Here is a 17,782-nt window from a genome sequence, read left to right on the forward strand (position 1 = left end):
TTAGTCGATAACCTCAAATTTTGCGCCAAGGGCTGTGAGCTTGTCACCAAAGTGTTCGTAACCGCGGGAGATAACAGATACTCCGGTGACGTTTGAGGTGCCTTCTGCAGCAAGTGCAGCGATAACGTGAGAGAAGCCACCACGTAGGTCTGGGACGTTGATGTCTGCGCCACGAAGTTTTGATTTTCCGGTGATGATTGCGGAGTGGCGGAAGTTCTTATTTCCGAAACGGCATTCGGTAGGGCCAAGGCAGTCGCGGTGAACTTGTACGGTTGCGCCCATCTTAATGAGTGCGTCGGTGAAGCCGAAACGGTTTTCGTAGACGGTTTCGTGAAGAACAGAGACACCTTGTGCTTGGGTCATCGCGACGACGAGGGGCTGTTGCCAGTCTGTCATGAAGCCGGGGTGAACGTTAGTTTCCAGAACAAGCGGGTTAAGCTCAGTACCGGGGTGATAGAAACGGATACCGTCGGTGCGGATGTCGAGACCGCCACCCATTTTACGGAAGACGTTGAGGTAGGTGCTCATGTCTTTTTGGTTTGCACCACGTACGAAGATGTCTCCACCGGTTGCAAGAGCTGCAGATGCCCATGATGCTGCTTCGTTACGGTCTGGTAGTGCATCGTGTGTGTAGCCTTCGAGGCGGTCGGTGCCTTCAATGATAATTTGGCGGTCTGTTTCGACGGTGATGACCGCGCCCATTTTCTGTAAGACGGCAATAAGATCCATGATTTCAGGCTCAACAGCAGCGTTTTTAAGCTCCGTTTTACCTTGTGCGAGGACTGCAGTGAGCAGAACTTGCTCGGTGGTACCTACAGATGGGTAGCTGAGTTCAATGGTGTTACCTTTGAGGCCGTCTTTAGGCGCTTTAATCGAAATGCCGTTTTCTTGCTTATCGATTTTTGCGCCGAAGTCTTGAAGCACTTTGAAGTGAAAGTCTACGGGGCGGTCACCGATACGGCAGCCACCGAGGTCTGGAATGAAAGCTTCGCCGAGGGTGTGTAGTAGTGGTCCGCAGAGCAGGATGGGGATGCGGGAATCTCCTGCGTGTGCGTGGATGTCTGCGTTTTCGGCGCGGGAGACGTTGCTTGGGTCGAGTGTTAGTTCACCGGTTTCGCGGTTGTGTTCGACGGTGACGCCGTGTAGTTCTACGAGGTCGGTAACGACCTTGACGTCTTTGATTTCTGGAACATTGCGCAATAGAGAAGGTGAGCTGCCTAAGAGAGCAGCAACCATTGCTTTAGGTACGAGGTTTTTAGCTCCGCGTACTTTCACTTCACCTACTAGTGGGGTTCCACCTTCAATTCGCAGTGCGCTGATCATATGCTTCCAATCGTATAAGTAAGAACCGGATGTTCTTTATGTGCGAGCGATCCGGCATAGCTTGGTGCTGTGCCTATGTTTTTGGACTCTCGTATAAAGAGTCGTCCACATAAAACTACAGTGAACTTTACTTAACAATAAGTCATGAGAGCCCTGTCTTTGTGTTTAGTTTGAGTGTTCAATATCAAAAAGCGGTTCTCATGACATTTTTTCACGGGTTTTTAGGGGTTTTGGGTGCTATTCGGTACACTGTGAACTTTATCAAGAGGGTAAAGGTTGTCCCCTTTTATGTTGGCACAAAATGGTGTTACATATTTTATTGGGTTTTAGGTAGCCATGCTGGACGGTTTTTTTCGTATTCGGTGATGGCGTCCTCGTGTTGGAGTGTGAGCCCGATATCGTCGAGTCCTTCCATGAGACGCCAACGGACGTAGTCGTCGATGTGGAAAGGTACGGTCAGTGCCCCGCAAGTAATGGTTTTAGTTTCGAGATCTACGGTAATTTCTGTACCGGGTTCGTTATCGAGGGTTTTCCAGAGGAGTTCAACGTCATCTTGACGTACTTGGGCGGCGACCAGTCCTTGTTTTCCGGAGTTTCCGCGGAAGATGTCGGCAAAGCGTGCGGAGATAACGACTTTGAATCCGTAGTCTTTGAGTGCCCATACGGCGTGTTCACGGGAAGAACCAGTGCCAAAGTCGGGGCCTGCAACTAGTACGCTGCCGTGTTTGTAGGGTTCTTGGTTGAGGATGAAGTTTTCGTCTTTGCGCCAGTTGGCAAAGAGTGCGTCGTCGAATCCTGTTTTGGTGACGCGTTTGAGGTAGACGGCGGGGATGATTTGGTCGGTGTCTACGTTGGAGGCGTGTAGTGGTACTCCGATTCCGGTGTGTTTGATGATGGGTTCCATCGGTGTTGTGTTCCTTGTGTGTTGTGTTCCTTGTGTGTTGGGTGGCTTAGTTGTGTGGTGTTGGGGTTAGAGGTCGCTGGGGCAGCTGAGTGTGCCGCGGATGGCGGTGGCTGCTGCGACTAATGGTGAGACGAGGTGGGTGCGTCCACCTTTGCCTTGGCGTCCTTCAAAGTTGCGGTTGGAGGTGGAGGCGCAGCGCTCCCCTGGTGCGAGTTGGTCGGGGTTCATGCCGAGGCACATGGAGCATCCGGCAAAACGCCAGTCTGCACCGAAGTCTTGGAAGATTTTGTCGAGTCCTTCTGCTTCTGCTTGTGCACGTACTTTTTGGGAGCCGGGGACGACCATCATACGCACACCGGGGGCAATTTTTTGTCCGTTAATGATGTCTGCTGCGGCGCGTAGGTCTTCGATGCGGGAGTTGGTGCAGGAGCCGAGGAAGACGACGTCTACGGGGATGTCTTTCATGGGGGTGCCTGCGGTGAGTCCCATATATTCGAGGGCTTTCGCTGCGGCTACTTTGTCGTTTTCTTCTGCGAAGTCTTCGGGGTGTGGCACGTTGTGTGATAGTGGTACGCCTTGTCCGGGGTTGGTTCCCCAGGTGACGAAGGGTTCTAGTTCGTCTGCGTTGATGAAGATTTCTCGGTCAAAGACAGCTCCTTCGTCGGTGGGTAGGGTTTTCCAGTAGGCGAGCGCTTCTTCCCAGTTTTTTCCGGTGGGGGCGTGTTCGCGTCCTTTGACGTATTCGAAGGTGGTTTCGTCGGGGGCGACCATTCCGGCGCGTGCTCCGGCTTCGATGGACATGTTGCACATGGTCATGCGTCCTTCCATCGAGAGTGAGCGGATGGCGGAGCCGCGGTATTCGAGGACGTAGCCTTGTCCTCCGCCGGTGCCGATTTCGGCGATGACGGCGAGGATGATGTCTTTGGCGGTGACTCCTGGTTTGAGGGTGCCTTCGACGTTGATGGCCATGGTTTTGAAGGGTGCTAGTGGCAGTGTTTGTGTTGCCATGACGTGTTCAACTTCTGAGGTTCCGATGCCGAAGGCGAGTGCGCCGAATGCTCCGTGGGTGGAGGTGTGGGAGTCTCCGCAGACGATGGTCATTCCGGGCATGGTGAGTCCGAGTTGGGGGCCGACGACGTGGACGATGCCTTGTTCGATGTCTCCGAGTGAGTGGATGCGTACGCCGAATTCTTGGGCGTTTTTGCGGAGTGTTTCGATTTGGGTGCGTGAGGTGAGGTCGGCGATGGTGGTGAAGATGTTTTCGGTGGGTGTGTTGTGGTCTTCGGTGGCGATGGTGAGGTCGAGTCTCCGTAGGGGGCGTTGTTCGAGTCGTAGGCCTTCGAATGCTTGGGGTGAGGTGACTTCGTGGACGAGGTGGAGGTCGATGTAGAGTAGGTCTGGTTTTCCGTTGTCTCCGGTGACGACGGTGTGGGCTTGCCATACTTTTTCGGCGAGGGTGCGGGGTGTGTGTATGTGGGCGTCTGGGGTGCTTTCTTTCATGGTTTTTCCTTGTGCTGTGGTGATGTTGTTTATATTTTGTCGAGAAAGAGTGGAACTTTCCATAAAATGAACTTGCATATCACATATTGAGAATGTAATAATTTTACCTACACATGCATAAATATCTATCATGGTGCTGATTAAGTAGCATCTACCTATGAAGCACCTATCAAGCGGCCCCCCCCCCCCCCCCACGCTACACACTTGGAGGAATCCATGACCAACGACAAACCAGAACTCAAAACATCCTCAGGGGTAGGAGTTCTCGACAAAGCAGCAGCCATCCTCAACCGACTCGAGTCTGGCCCTGCATCCCTCTCCCAACTCGTTGAAGCAACCGCGCTCGCTCGCCCTACCGCACACCGCCTAGCAGTAGCACTCGTCCACCACCGGCTCGTCTCACGAGACTCCCAAGGACGATTCGCCCTCGGCCCACGTATTGGCGAGCTCTCCTCCGCCTCCGGCGAAGACCGACTCATTAGTGCCGCCGGCCCTATCCTCAACAACCTCAGAAACGTTACCGGCGAAAGTTCTCAGGTGTACCGCCGTCAAGGAGACTGGCGTGTATGCGTCGCCTCAGCAGAACGCCCCATCGGACTACGCGACACCATCCCCGTAGGAACACAACTTTCCATGAAGGCAGGCTCCGCCGCACAAATACTCACCGCATGGGAAGATCACTCTCGACTTCTTGAAGGCCTACGCAACGCACGCTTTACCGCCACCATGTTAGCGGCAGTTCGTAGACGTGGCTGGGCACAATCCGTAGGAGAAAGAGAACGCGGCACAGCCTCAGTTTCGGCACCTGTACACGGACCAACCGGTAAAGTCATCGCCGCTATCTCTATCTCTGGCCCCATTGAACGTCTCACCCGTCAGCCGGGGCGACTCCACGCAGAAGTTGTCTGCCAAGCCGCAGCACAACTAACTGACGCGCTACGCAACGCCTCCTAAAACACTACGAGACAAAAAACTACGGCACCCCCAAGGGTGTATCTTCCAAGAAACTTTCACAAAGGAAAATACACGCCAACAGGGGGCCGTAGCGTTATCAAAAAGTTTTAGCACACCTCTACATATTCGGTGAAGTCTCAGGTTGTAGATTCAACTCATAGCCACGCACCTCATGGATACGGTAGCTGAGCCGCTCTAACTCTTCACGCGCTTCACAAGGGGCCTCAAAGTTCAGCGAACGAATATGCGGAAGATACTTCCACGAATCTTCAATACCAGGTAGCAAGTCACTCATCTGTCCCTTGCTTATAAGGCCTCGCGCAAACACATTCAAATGCGCGGTAAATTGTTCAAATCCTTGAGCACGATACCAAGAGTTCGCGGGAACATCGTCTTGAGTCCACGCTTGAATACGAAAAACGCCGACAGCGCGTAAACGTTCACACGCGAACTCAAACATTTTCGTGGCAACACCCATCTGACGGTATTCTGGCAAAACACCAAGATGCCACATTACACCGCCACGCTCCCCCTCGGTGCTACACACTTGCCCAGCGACTTCTTCATACTCAATATCTAAAAATCCCACGACCTGTTCGTCGCAAGTGGCAACCACACAGACGGCAGGGTTTTCGTAGAGTTCACGGTAGCGGTGTACGTCGTCAAAATAACTGCAATCTAAAAAGGAGAGGAGACGACAACGCACCCAAGAAAGCTCATCACGCTCTTCATATAAGCGGATAGAAAGCTCCTTCGGTAACGTTATCTCTTGTTCAGGCACGACGGCTCCTCAATATTTTTAGCGTTGCCCCTGCTCTAAAGATTCACAGAACAAGGCATGTCTGCTGACTTCCGAACGTACAGGATCAACAATGTACTCTTCAGAGACATGGGCAATGTTACCAGCAATCTGACGAGACACTTTTCGCGCATAGAACTTCTGCCCTATCCACGAGAAGAAACGCCCCAATAACCCAACACACAAACCCAAACCAATACCGGTCAACACTAATAATGTGGGGAGCGGGAACGGGAACCCTTCTACATAGGGTGGGGCTGGTAAGCGTAGCTGAAAATATCCGGCACACGCTAAAACGGTAAGCCATAGCAGACCAGCAACCGCGCTAAAGAGCGCAAGCCACTGCACTATGTTCAGCAGATGCCACCACCATTGTTTTTTCTGAGCCTGATAGTCGGTAGTGGCAATACACCGTTCAAGCGCTTGAGGAAGTTCTTCTTGACGGGAGCGAGCCGCTTCACGAATACTATGACTCCACGGCTGCCCAACCCCTTCCGAGACACCATCTGCAAAACGGCGAATCCCCGAACTCATCACTGACTTTTGCGTCTCATTCATCGGTGGCAACGATGAACGGGTGAGCGTTTTCTCTTCACCAGCACGATGCAAGTTGAGTCGTTTGAGAGGGTCTGGTTTGAATTTGAGCATCCAACGGGTTGCAATCCAACCGGTATGTGCGCTTGCGTGCAGTCGATAAGATTTTTCAGCAACTTTCACAACAGCAGGTGCACCACTAGCTTCGTAGAGCGCATGATCTAGCAGACGCACACCAGTGCCGGTCACACCGTCGGGGTATCCTCCGCCGTCATATTCACCAAGTTTTTGGTGGACGGTGTCGAGGTCTGCGTCGATACGTTCTAGAGCCGCTGATTTTTCGGCGGCAACTCGCCCAAGCGCTCCGCGTAACGATTCGATACCATAACCGGTTCGTGCCGAGACTGCCAGGGGTTTGCTCAAGAGTGAACGGCTCAGCCCGTCTTCTGCAAGTAGACGTTCGAGAGAGTCGAGAACAGCAGGTATTTCTTCAGCATGTAGCTTATCGGACTGGTTCATCACAGCCATCATGACCGCACCGTGTTCTGCCATGGGTGCAATGAACTCGTGGTGAATGACGGCGTCAGCATATTTTTGTGGATCAAAAACCCAGACGAGCACGTCCACGCACCCTGCCATACGTTCCACGATACGGCGGTTCGCTTTTTCGACGGAGTCAAAGTCTGGTAGGTCAAGGAGGATGAGCCCGCCAGAGCGTTTTTCGGTGGCACTTTTACCGATGGCAGAGCGCACTTTATTCCACAGCCCGTGCGATAGCGGAATATCAGCTTGGTTGAGTGCTTGCACAGCGTGTTCGGGGTGGGTGTCCATCACGACACGGTGTTCTACTTCTAGCCAGTTCAGTAGTTGTTCGCTGCCTTCTTCACCCCAGATAGCTGCTTGCGCGGTGGAGGTGGTGGGGCGTCGTGCTGCACTACGGGCAATATCTTCACCAATGACGGCATTGAAAAGGGATGACTTTCCCGAACCTGTTGCCCCAAAGAACCCAATGACGGTGTGTTCTGAGGAGAGTTCTCGGCGGCGTTTAGTGCGGTCGAGAACGTCTTGGGCGTAGGTGAGCGTTTCGGGGGCGACCCTTCCGGTGCCTTGTTCTACAGCATGGTTGAGTGCGTCAACTCTAGCGGAGAGTGTGGTCATGTGGTTTTCTCGTGTTGCGGGCATCGTTTAGCGTCCCCTTTTGAGTTGTTGAGCAACCTGCGCAACAGTGCGTGCGGCTTCTTGCACTTCGTTGGTGGATGCTCCGAGGTGGTTCTCATCAATTTTTTGGATGAAGGTGGTGGCGTGTTCTGAGAAGATTTTTTGGATACGTAGTTCGAGGTTTTTACGTGCCCCTTGAGCCATACGTCGTACGGCGTCTTCTCCGAAGACTGCTTCGAGGAGTTTAGTGCCAACCACGCCAGAACCGCCGGCAATACCGGCTTCAATTCCGGTCAGTCCGCCGGTCATAGAGAAGACAGCAACCATGAGAATAACGGCTGCGGCGTTGATTCCAAGTGAGAGGAAGCGGGCGCGTTGTCGTTTGCCTGCGCCTTCTTCTGTCATCATTTTCATGATGTCTTGTTGCCATTGGCGGATTTCTTCGGCAACAGTTGCGGGGAGGTCTTCAGGGAGTTTTCCGAGGTCTTCTCCGGCAAGGAGTGCTCGCCCTGCGCGTTCTTCGTTCCAGCGGCGTTGCACGTTTTCTGCCGCTTGTGCGCTCTGTTCTACGATCACTGAGTGCAAGCCGACTTCGAGTGCTTGTTCAACGACGATGGCTTGGCTGGGTTTTCCTCTGAAGAACCCTGAGACTCTGTCGCGCAGTCGTCCGATACTGGTTTCGATGTTGCGGAAGAATTCTCCGGTACCAACGAAGTCTTGCCAGCGTGAGAGGACTTCTCCGCGTAGGAGCGCGCCGTCTTGTGTTGATTCGATAACGTTTTTGACGGCTTGAATATAGGAGTCTTCAACGGCGTAGGTGAGTCGTTGAGCAGTGTCGTGTTGTTGTTCTTGGGCGTGTGCGAGGGCTTCGATACGGGTGGCGGCTGTTCGTATTGCTCCTTCGAGGGTTTGTTGTGCGATGCGGGTGCGTTCTTCGGAGTTTGCGCCGAGTTCGCTGAGCCAGTAAATCAGTGAGGTGATGCTCATGCGTGAGAGCATGCCCTGTTCGTCGCGTTCTTGTTCGTTGACGGTTAGTAGGTGTGCTGGGGTGATTCCGGCACGTTGTAGCATGTGGCGGAGGTCTTCTTCAATTTCTTGTTCCGCGCCTTCTGGTACACGGTTGAGTACGACCGCGATAGTGATGTCGCGTGCAGCGGCTTCGGTGAGTAATTCCCAGGGTACGGCGTCGGCGTAGCGGTTTGCGGTGGTGACAAAGAGCCAGAGGTCTGCGGCAGAGAGCAGTTGTTTTGCGAGTCGGCGGTTGTCTTCGCTGACGGAGTCTACGTCGGGTGCGTCGATGAGGGCAATACCGGCGGGTATGTTCTGTGTTTGGACGGTGTAGATTTGGTCGGTGAGTGTTGGGTCTGCTCCGACGAGTTTTCCGTCGTGGGTTTGGATGCGTTCGAGGTGTGGCAGGATACGCTCTGGGGCCAGTGCTGGGGCGTCTTCTTCGCGGTGGATGAGGACTGGTTGGCGTGTGGTGGGGCGTATTGCGCCGGAGCGTGTGATGGCCTGCCCAAGGAGGGTGTTAACTAGTGTTGATTTGCCGGCGCCTGTGGAGCCGCCTACGACGACGGTTAGTGGTGCGTCGAGTGTGGCGAGGCGTGGTAGTACGTAGTCGTCGAGTTGGGTGCGTGTTTTTTTCAGTAGTGCACGGTGTTCGTCGATTTCGGTGGTTTCTAGTGGCAGTGTGATGTTTTCGAGGGTGTCTCGTGCTCGGCGCATGGCGTCGAGTTCTGCGGTGATGTTTGGTGCGGTGCGAGGTGTTGTGTTTGTTTTTTCCACAGCTTTATCTTACCGGCTGTTGGGTGTTCTGCTGTGGTTCTTGGGTGGAGGTTTTTTGTTTGTTAAAACATATAAGAAAAACCCTCCAACCATAGGGTTGGAGGGTTTTAGTGTGTGACCCCAACCGGATTTGAACCGGTGTTGCCGCCGTGAGAGGGCGGAGTACTAGGCCGCTATACGATGGGGCCGTATGGTCTGTGACCTACCTGTGTAGTCTACTAGGTGTTTTGTGTTTGCTACAACTCAAACCCTCATGAACCACGTCACAAGATGTTAGGTGTTGTGAGGCGTGCTGTTTTTAGGGTATAGAAAAACCCTCCAATGAGAACATTGGAGGGTTTTAGCCTGTGACCCCAACCGGATTTGAACCGGTGTTGCCGCCGTGAGAGGGCGGAGTACTAGGCCGCTATACGATGGGGCCGAAAATATTTTCTTCTGCAAGGAGAGAAAACATCGCTGGGATACCAGGACTCGAACCTAGAATGACGGTACCAGAAACCGTAGTGTTGCCAATTACACCATATCCCATTATGTGCTACTCAGATGAACTCATCTTCGCAACGAGTAATAACTCTATACGAGTTTTTCTACTCACGCAAATTAAAGAACATAGACATGTGTCACATTTTAGCGGTGAAGGTGAACAGCCCCTCATAACAGGAGCGCCCTCATGCCAACGTAGGCATGAGGGCACTCCCCTATTACCCGCACTTATTCGCTGTGCTGTGCAATAGGTGCGGTTGTGTTTTTATGCGCTGAGGTCTGTGTGCAAAGCACGCAAACGATTCAACGAAGATTCTTTACCAAGAATCACCATTGACTCAAACAATGGTGGGCTAACACGCGCACCCGAAATGGCAGTACGCAACGGACCAAACGCCAAACGAGGCTTAATCTCAAGGCCCTCAACAATGGCTTCACGAAGCACCTGCTGAATGTTCTCAGCCGTAAAATCTTCGAGAGGTTCGAGCACATCTAGCGCAGCCTGCAACACGGTGGGGGCAGACTCTTTGAGCTGTTTACGAGCGTCCTCAGCAATAGTGACCTGCTCATCAGCAATGAACAAGAACCCGAGCATACCGGGTGCTTCACCGAGCAGCTGCATACGCTCTTGAACCAGTGGTGCAGCTTCGGTCAAAATGTTCTGCTGTTCTGCTGAAAGCTCTGCAAACGTTTCAACGGGTAGTACTCCCCCAGCGTGTAGGTATGGGACGAGTCGGTGGCAGAAGTCTTCGGCGTCAAGACGGCGAATATGCGTACCGTTAATGGACTCAGCCTTTTTCACGTCAAAACGTGCCGGGTTAGCGAGAACATCTTTAACGTCGAAGTGTTCTACGAGCTGATTAATAGTGAAAATGTCTTCATCGTGTGAGAGCGACCAACCGAGCAGGGCGAGATAGTTGAGCAGGCCTTCTTTGATGAAGCCGCTATCGCGTAGCAAGAACAGGTTTGACTCTGGGTCTCGTTTAGAGAGTTTCTTATTGCCTTGACCCATCACGTATGGAAGGTGCCCAAATTCGGGGATAAACTGTGCCACACCAACCTGCACGAGCGCACGATAAAGCGCAATCTGACGCGGTGTGGAAGAAAGCAAGTCTTCACCACGAAGCACATGAGTAATACCCATAAGAGCGTCATCAACAGGGTTAACGAGAGTGTAGAGCGGTTTACCGTTGGCGCGAACCACCACATAGTCGGGTACGGTGCCGGCTTTGAACGTGATTTCGCCACGTACGAGGTCGTTGAAGGTGATGTCTTCATCGGGCATACGCAAACGCAGAACGGGCTGGCGCCCTTCGGCACGGTATTGTTCTTTTTGTTCTTCGGTGAGGTTGCGGTCGAAGTTGTCGTACCCAAGTTTTGGGTCTTCACCGCGTGAACGGCGACGTTCTTCTACTTCTTCTGGGGTGGAGAAGTCTTCATAAACGTATCCGCCGTCTACGAGTTTTTTGATGACGTCTTGGTAGAGTTCTCCGCGTTCGGACTGACGGTAGGGTGCGTGCGGGCCACCGACACCAACGCCTTCGTCCCATTCGATTCCGAGCCAGTGCAAGGATTCGAGTACTTGGTTGAAGGATTCTTCGGAGTCGCGTGCGGCGTCGGTGTCTTCGATACGGAAGATAAGTTTACCGCCGGTGTGGCGTGCGTACGCCCAGTTGAATAGTGCGGTGCGTACCATGCCGACGTGCGGTGTGCCTGTTGGTGAGGGGCAGAATCGTACGCGGGTTTCGGCGGGGTTGTTGAGTTTGACGGTCATATCTGTCATGGGGTGTTTTTACAGTTCTTTCTTAGTCGATACAAGATGGTGAATATACCGCGAACAGTGCGTGTTAGCGGCGAACGATGTTAATCAGTGAGCCGATACCTTCGACTTCAATCTCAATTTCGTTTCCTTCGTGCAAGGTGCCAACTCCTTCGGGTGTTCCGCTGAGGATGACGTCGCCGGGTAGGAGCGTGAACATTTCGGATGCTGCGCAGACGAGTTCTGTGGCTGAGAAAATCATGTCTGCGGTGGTGCCGTCTTGTTTGAGGTCTCCGTCAATCCACGTTTTGATGGAGAGTGCGTCTGGGTCGAGGTCGGTTTCGATCCATGGGCCGAGTGGGCAGGAGCCGTCGAATCCTTTGGCGCGCACCCATTGCAGGTCGGTTTGTTGTACGTCGCGTGCGGTGAGGTCGTTAGCGACGGTGTATCCGAAGATGACGTCACGTACACGTTCTGGGGTGACAGATTTGGCGATACGCCCAATGATGATGGCGAGCTCCCCTTCGTAGGAGACGTCTTCGGACCATTCTGGCAAGGTGATGGGGTCTGAAGGGCCAATGACGGAAGTATTGGGCTTGAGGAAGAATTGAGGGCTGGTGGGGGTGTTGTTGCCGAGTTCGGTGGCGTGGTCGTGCCAGTTTCGGGCGGCGCCGATGATTTTGGAACGCGGAATGATGGGTGAGAGTAGGCGAACGTCTTGAAGCGGGTAGCTGGTGTTAGAGCGTTCGATTCCGCGGTAGAACGGGTCTCCGAGGAGTTCGGTGATGGTTTCTTCTCCTTCGGCGCCTTCTACGACGCCGAAGTGTAGTTGGTCTTCTTTGGTGTATCGAGCAATGCGCATAGTTTATAGGCTACCGCGTTTGGGGCGCGTGCGCATAGTGCTACGAGTTTTGAGGAGGATTATTCTTCTGTTCTTCTTGAATTTTTAGGGCTTCTTGGATGAGGTTTTTGAGAGCGTGGTCTTCTTTGCCGTATTTGTTGGTATGCCAATCGCATTCTCGTATTTCGATAGATTCGACGCTCCGAGCTTGCGCGAGCCGTTTAGAGGTAAGTTGTTCTGCCCTTCCATAGAGGTGTGCGTTCTGAAGTATTGCGTGCTGAAGGTCTGCGTACCGAAGGTTTGCGTTCTGAAGGTTTGCGTTCTGAAGGTTTGCGTTCTGAAGGTTTGTCTCCAAAAGCTTTGCGTTCTGAAGGTTTGCGCCCCAGAGGTTTGCTGTCTGAAGGTTTGCACCCCAGAGGTTTGCTGTCTGAAGGTTTGCGTGCTGAAGTTTTGCGTGCTGAAGGTATGCGTGCTGAAGGTATGCGTTCTGAAGGTCTGCGTTCTGAAGGTTTGCGCCCCAGAGGTCTGCTTCCTGAAGTTTTGCGTGCTGAAGGTATGCGTGCTGAAGGTATGCGTTCTGAAGGTATGCGTTCTGAAGGTTTGCTCTAGTTAAATCCGCATGAGATAAATTAGAATACTTAGGAAAAAACACACCATCGAAGGTCAGCCCCGATAAATCCGCATACTGCAAATCAAAAGACTCAAAAGACTTCTTGTGCTCATCAGTATCACTGACCCTCGGAAAAATATCAGCAATAACAGAGTTCAAAGTCGTTATTTCAAGAAGAGAACGAGTGCTCTTCTTTTGTTCTTGTTCTTTCTGTGGAACAGTACCAAAAATCAGCTTGAGAATGTACTTCTGCTGAGTATTCCGTTGCTTCTTAATAATTTCAGAATTCTCCCCCAATAGCCCCCAGTCTTTATACAGCCCAGCTAGTTGAAAGTAGCTCGAAGCACGCGCATTATTATCCTCACTATTATGCCTATTTTTGAGAATTTCATGCAAACGCTCATTGAGGTCTTTAACAGTTATGATGTTTCGGTTTTGTTCGTGGTTTTCGTAGTTTACAGCGAGGGTTGCAAAAGCACCGATAACGCCGATAAGACCAGCAAATACAGTAAGAATCCCTTGGCGCACGTCACGCCACTGTTCATTGCCTTCAGCGGTTGCCCAAATGAGCACCCAAATACCGATAGAAATAATAAAAGTGAACAGAGGAACTATATGGTAAATAATTTTACCGATATAATTAATTATTTGGTCTTTAATACATAAAATCAAAACCAGTTGCACTGCAATTCCTATAGCAGCAAAGACCCCAACAACAACCCAGCCAAGCCATAGATTTCGACCTTCTCCACCCCTATTAGAGAATACCAATATTCCCCCTATAAGAATTCCATTAACACAGGATAGAACCGAATAAAAAACATCGGATGATGATAATCTTTTCTTAAGAAATAAAATGAACTTACGAAGTATTAACGTTAGCGCTACAAGACATACAGCAATAAACATCCAAATACTATTGTCAATAAACCAAAACACCAGGTCAGACCACCACTTTAGAACTTCTCCACCCCTACTAGAGAATACCCATATTCCTCCTATAAGAAATAGAACCAGATAAAAAAATCTTAGATAACGAGAAGAATTTTTTCTACTTTTATAGATATTTTTTCTAGAAGTTTTAGCATTCATATTAGAGTTTTCCTGTAGGTATTAGTTCTAAATATTTTTATGTTGTTTTTGGATTTCTAAGGCTTCTTGAATGAGGTTTTTGAGAGCTTGGTCCTCTTTGCCGTATTCGCCAGTCAACACATTCCATTCTCGCGTTTCGATAGATTTGATAGATTCGATATTCTGCGCTTGCGCAAGTTGCTCAGCAGTAAGTTTTTCTGCCTTATGAAGATTTGCGCCCTGAAGATTTGCGCCCTGAAGGTCTGCGTACTGAAGTCTTACACTCTGAAGGTTTGCGTTCTGAAGGCCTGCACCCTGAAGTCTTGCACCCTGAAGGTGTGCGCGCCAGAGGTTTGTGCCCCAAAGTTTTGCGTGTTGAAGGTCTGCATGCTGAAGGTCTGCATGCTGAAGGTCTGCATGCTGAAGGTTTGCGGCCTGAAGGTTTGCGGTCTGAAGGTTTGCGGTCTGAAGGTTTGCGGCCTGAAGGTTTGCGGTCTGAAGGTTTGCGGTCTGAAAGCTTGCCCCAGAAAGGTGCGCCCCAGAAAAGTTTGCGCTAGTTAAATCTGCATAAGATAAATTAGACCCCACAGGAAAAACCACACCATCAAAGTTCAACCCCGACAAATCAGCATACTGTAAGTCAAAAGGCTCAAAAGACTCCTTATACTCATCAGTATCACTGACCTTCGGGAAAATATCAGCAATAACAGAATTCAAAGTCGTTATTTCAAGAAAAGAACGAGCATTCTTCTTTTGCTCTTGTTCTTCCCTCTGCGAAACTGTACCAAAAATCAGCTTCAAAATATTTTTCTGCTGAACCTTCCGCTGAGCCTCAATAATTTCAGAGTTCTCACCCAGTAACCCCCAGTTTTTGTACAGCCCAGCTAACTGGAAGTAGCTTGAAGTGCGCACATTCTCATCGGTGCTATGCCTATTTTTTAGAATCTCATGCAAACGCTCATTGAGATCTTTAATCGTCTCGTTATCGCGCCGAGCGTTCTCTATTTCATTTCGTCCTTGTTCTATCTTGTATTCAGATTCCATTCGTCCTTGTTCTGTATTTTTTTTATCCTCCAAACCTAGATGTTTATAAATCAGTTCAATTATAGGATATATAGTACCCAACATAGTAACCATAGAACCCAGCACAGTGAAGTTAGTCAAAATAAAGAACGAATTAAAAATAGACATTATCACAGGGATATAAACGTAAAACATCTTTCCCGAGACTCTTTTACAAGATAGACAGGTAATAATGAGAAAATGAAGATAAGAAAATAGGAAAGACGTAGCTCCTACCATTATTAGGTATATGAAATTATTTTTATCGTTATAATCAAGTTCCCAAAATATTTTTTTTGAAAAACATGAAATAATAAACACTAAAAATAGAGCAGTATTAATAGATATAAGAAGATAAGCAAAAGGTATATTTTGCTTCTTCTGGTTTTTTATATCCTTAGTTTGTTTTGACTCTTTACTCATATGTATGTCTCTCGTAGTTACTTCTTTCCAAGCACTAGTCCAGACAAACCAATGCTACAGATGTATTTATTATCAAAATTATGAACTAGAAATAATTATCGCCCACCACCAGCAAAAACACCACATATTTTCACCAATATGACGCATAAAAATGTGGTGTGCCCTTGCCACCCCTTCAGTCACAAGAACACACCACAAACCTCACACAACACCCTCCCCAAGAAGAAGGATGCTACTACTATTTTTTGGGTGTTACACCAAACGTGTTAACCAACCATGACGGTCCTCAACCACACCAGTCTGAATACCCACCAGCTCCTGACGCAAACTCAACGTCACCTCACCAGCAGCACCATCACCAGGGGCAGCAATCACACCATCAGCAGACTTCAACGCACCCACAGGAGAAATCACCGCAGCAGTACCACACGCAAAAATCTCAGAAATAGCGCCAGAAGCAACACCCTCACGCCACTGATCAAGAGTAAACTTACGCTCCTCCACCGTCATGCCACGGTCCTTCGCCAACTGAATAATCGACTGACGAGTCACACCCTCAAGAATGGTGCCCGTCAGCTCAGGGGTCACCAGCTTATTCTCATCACCAAAAACAAAGAACACGTTCATGCCACCCAGCTCCTCAATCGCATCATCACGGTGAGAATCTTTAAAAATGACCTGCTTGCAACCATGCTGTTCACCCTCAAGCTGAGCAATCAACGACGCAGCATAGTTACCGCCACACTTAGCAGCACCCGTACCACCCACACCAGCACGCGCATACTCGGTAGACAACCAAATATCAACCGGCGCAACCGTACCAAAATAGTTACCCACCGGAGAGCCAATCACCAAATACTTCACCTCATGGGCAGGGCGAACACCCAAATACGCCTCGGTAGAAATCATGAACGGACGCAAATAAAACGCCTCGCCCTCACCGCGAGGAACCCACTCACGGTCAATACTCACCAACTGTTTCAAAGACTCTACAAAAAGCTCTTCGGGCAGTTCTGGCATGGCAAGGCGACGAGCAGAACGCTGCAAACGCTGAGCATTAACTTGCGGGCGGAACGTCCAAATAGAACCATCCGCATGACGGTACGCTTTAACACCCTCAAAAATTTCTTGCCCATAATGCAACACACAAGAAGCAGGGTCAAGGCTCAACGGCTCGTACGCGCTCACCCGCGCGTTAGACCACTCGCCGCCGTCAGCATATGTGCCTTTCCAGTCAATGCTGACCATGTGGTCAGAGAAAAAGTCACCAAAACCAGGGTTAGCGAAGACTTTTTCGCGGTCAGCTTCGGTAGCTGGTGAAGGGTTGGGTTCAACACTAAAAGTTAAAGACATCGTCATTTCTCTTCTCTCAAATTATTCTTCATGCCACACCGGCAGTTAGCCTGCTCGTGTGAGGGGTTGTAAGTTCTTCACAAGCGGAGGACGCCCTGTGCGAAGTGCCTCACATACGGTGTGTTCTCTCTATCAAAGCACACCGCACCTACTCAACACTAGATTTTCTCTAAAGCCGTCACAATATCTGCACCAATCACATCCGTGCTACGGGCCCGACCAGCATGTTCTGCCAAGTCATGCTCCACTGCCCGTTCAATACGCACCGCAGAATCCTCTAACCCAACATGGCGTAACAACATGGCAGCAGCAAGAATCGTTGCCGTAGGGTTCGCAACATTCTGCCCCGCAATATCTGGTGCAGAACCATGCACCGGCTCAAACATGGACGGGTACTGCCCCGAAGCATTAATATTTCCGCACGCAGCATACCCAATACCGCCGGTAATAGCACCAGCCTGATCAGTCAAAATATCACCAAAAAGGTTATCGGTTACTATCACATCAAAACGTGACGGGTCAGTTGTCAAAAAGATAGTTGCCGCATCCACATGGCAATAATCCACGCTCACCTGCGGGTATTCGGCACTCAACTGTTCTAAAGTGCGAGTGTATAAACCGCCAGCATGCACCAGCACATTATTCTTATGCACCAGCGTCAGCTTCTTGCGTTCACGCCGTGTCGCCAGTTCAAAGGCATAACGCATTAGCCGTTGCACACCATACGCCGTATTTACCGACACTTCGGTTGCAATCTCAGCATCCGTACCAGCACGAATCACACCACCATTACCCACATACGGGCCTTCAGTGCCTTCACGTACCACCACAAAATCAATGTCACCAGGGTCAGCTAAAGGAGAGCTCACACCCGCAAATAGTCGTGAAGGGCGCAGATTAATAAAATGGTCAAACGAAAACCGTAATTTTAGGAGAATCTCACGTTCAATCAGCCCAGAAGGCACCTGAGCAGAACGAGGGTCGGCACCTACCGCACCAAAAAGAATCGCATCATGCCCACCTAGTTGCGTCAACGTCTCATCAGTGAGAGTTTCGCCGGTGGCGAGCCAATGCTCTGCACCTAAAGAATACGTAGTTTTGGTGAGGGCAAAACCGTCTCGTGTAGCAACAGCGTCAAGGACGCGTTCTGCTTGTGCCACAATTTCTGGGCCGATACCGTCGCCCGGAATAATCGCAAGGTTGAGGGTGCGTTGTTCAGTCAT

The 17,782-nt window shown here is 50.5% G+C and carries 12 protein-coding genes, 3 tRNA genes and 3 pseudogenes; 2 read left to right on the forward strand and 16 right to left on the reverse strand.

The window, feature by feature from the left end; all coding sequences use genetic code 11:
- The 3 genes from murA to leuC form a co-directional block, all read right to left on the reverse strand.
- On the reverse strand, positions 1-1,323 hold the full coding sequence (gene murA / locus ACN084_RS03865; protein WP_419105951.1) for a UDP-N-acetylglucosamine 1-carboxyvinyltransferase: 1,323 nt from the start codon (positions 1,321-1,323) through the stop codon (positions 1-3).
- Between the two features lie 316 nt (positions 1,324-1,639).
- Positions 1,640-2,227, reverse strand: a complete 588-nt coding sequence (leuD, locus tag ACN084_RS03870) for a 3-isopropylmalate dehydratase small subunit (protein WP_419105952.1) — start codon at positions 2,225-2,227, stop codon at positions 1,640-1,642.
- Between the two features lie 66 nt (positions 2,228-2,293).
- Positions 2,294-3,727: a 3-isopropylmalate dehydratase large subunit gene (gene leuC / locus ACN084_RS03875; RefSeq protein WP_419105953.1), complete on the reverse strand. Its 1,434-nt coding sequence runs from the start codon at positions 3,725-3,727 to the stop codon at positions 2,294-2,296.
- 216 nt (positions 3,728-3,943) lie between these two features.
- On the opposite strand from leuC, the gene ACN084_RS03880 reads away from it, so the two are divergent.
- Positions 3,944-4,681 carry an IclR family transcriptional regulator gene (locus ACN084_RS03880; protein WP_419101421.1) on the forward strand — a complete coding sequence of 246 codons (738 nt, stop codon included), beginning with the start codon at positions 3,944-3,946 and terminating at the stop codon, positions 4,679-4,681.
- 118 nt (positions 4,682-4,799) lie between these two features.
- On the opposite strand, the gene ACN084_RS03885 is transcribed toward ACN084_RS03880, so the two are convergent.
- From ACN084_RS03885 to ACN084_RS03930, 10 genes and pseudogenes are all read right to left on the reverse strand, one after another.
- Positions 4,800-5,462 carry a GNAT family N-acetyltransferase gene (locus tag ACN084_RS03885; protein WP_419105954.1) on the reverse strand — a complete coding sequence of 221 codons (663 nt, stop codon included), beginning with the start codon at positions 5,460-5,462 and terminating at the stop codon, positions 4,800-4,802.
- An 18-nt stretch (positions 5,463-5,480) separates the two neighbouring features.
- The gene (locus ACN084_RS03890) at positions 5,481-7,196 is read right to left on the reverse strand and encodes a dynamin family protein (protein ID WP_419105955.1); all 1,716 of its coding nucleotides are present in this window, start codon (positions 7,194-7,196) and stop codon (positions 5,481-5,483) included.
- Between the two features lie 3 nt (positions 7,197-7,199).
- Positions 7,200-8,957, reverse strand: coding sequence for a dynamin family protein (locus tag ACN084_RS03895; protein WP_419105956.1), 1,758 nt, complete (start codon positions 8,955-8,957; stop codon positions 7,200-7,202).
- A 115-nt stretch (positions 8,958-9,072) separates the two neighbouring features.
- Positions 9,073-9,145 (reverse strand) — tRNA-Glu (locus ACN084_RS03900).
- Between the two features lie 160 nt (positions 9,146-9,305).
- Positions 9,306-9,378 (reverse strand) — tRNA-Glu (locus ACN084_RS03905).
- Positions 9,379-9,413: 35 nt separating this feature from the next.
- Positions 9,414-9,485 (reverse strand) — tRNA-Gln (locus ACN084_RS03910).
- Between the two features lie 220 nt (positions 9,486-9,705).
- Positions 9,706-11,223, reverse strand: coding sequence for a glutamate--tRNA ligase (gene gltX / locus ACN084_RS03915; protein WP_419105957.1), 1,518 nt, complete (start codon positions 11,221-11,223; stop codon positions 9,706-9,708).
- A 64-nt stretch (positions 11,224-11,287) separates the two neighbouring features.
- Positions 11,288-12,061, reverse strand: coding sequence for a fumarylacetoacetate hydrolase family protein (locus ACN084_RS03920; RefSeq protein ID WP_419105958.1), 774 nt, complete (start codon positions 12,059-12,061; stop codon positions 11,288-11,290).
- A 40-nt stretch (positions 12,062-12,101) separates the two neighbouring features.
- Complete coding sequence (locus ACN084_RS03925) at positions 12,102-13,421, reverse strand: pentapeptide repeat-containing protein (protein WP_419105959.1); 1,320 nt, start codon at positions 13,419-13,421, stop codon at positions 12,102-12,104.
- 348 nt (positions 13,422-13,769) lie between these two features.
- Positions 13,770-14,111 (reverse strand): annotated as a pseudogene (locus ACN084_RS03930) (pentapeptide repeat-containing protein); the annotation flags it as partial.
- Between ACN084_RS03930 and ACN084_RS03935 the strand changes: the two are divergent.
- A pseudogene (locus tag ACN084_RS03935) lies at positions 14,058-14,186 on the forward strand (hypothetical protein); the annotation flags it as partial. The pseudogenes ACN084_RS03930 and ACN084_RS03935 overlap by 54 nt on opposite strands.
- Here ACN084_RS03935 and ACN084_RS03940 read toward each other — a convergent pair.
- The 3 genes and pseudogenes from ACN084_RS03940 to ACN084_RS03950 form a co-directional block, all read right to left on the reverse strand.
- Positions 14,124-15,206, reverse strand: a pseudogene (locus tag ACN084_RS03940) (pentapeptide repeat-containing protein); the annotation flags it as partial. The pseudogenes ACN084_RS03935 and ACN084_RS03940 overlap by 63 nt on opposite strands.
- A 252-nt stretch (positions 15,207-15,458) precedes the next feature.
- Entirely contained in the window at positions 15,459-16,559 is a 1,101-nt protein-coding gene (locus tag ACN084_RS03945) for a branched-chain amino acid aminotransferase (RefSeq protein ID WP_419105960.1), read from the reverse strand.
- 158 nt (positions 16,560-16,717) lie between these two features.
- Positions 16,718-17,782: a 3-isopropylmalate dehydrogenase gene (locus ACN084_RS03950; protein WP_419105961.1), complete on the reverse strand. Its 1,065-nt coding sequence runs from the start codon at positions 17,780-17,782 to the stop codon at positions 16,718-16,720.

Origin of the sequence: Rothia sp. P7208, from assembly GCF_048512915.1 — a bacterium.
Lineage (GTDB): Bacteria > Actinomycetota > Actinomycetes > Actinomycetales > Micrococcaceae > Rothia.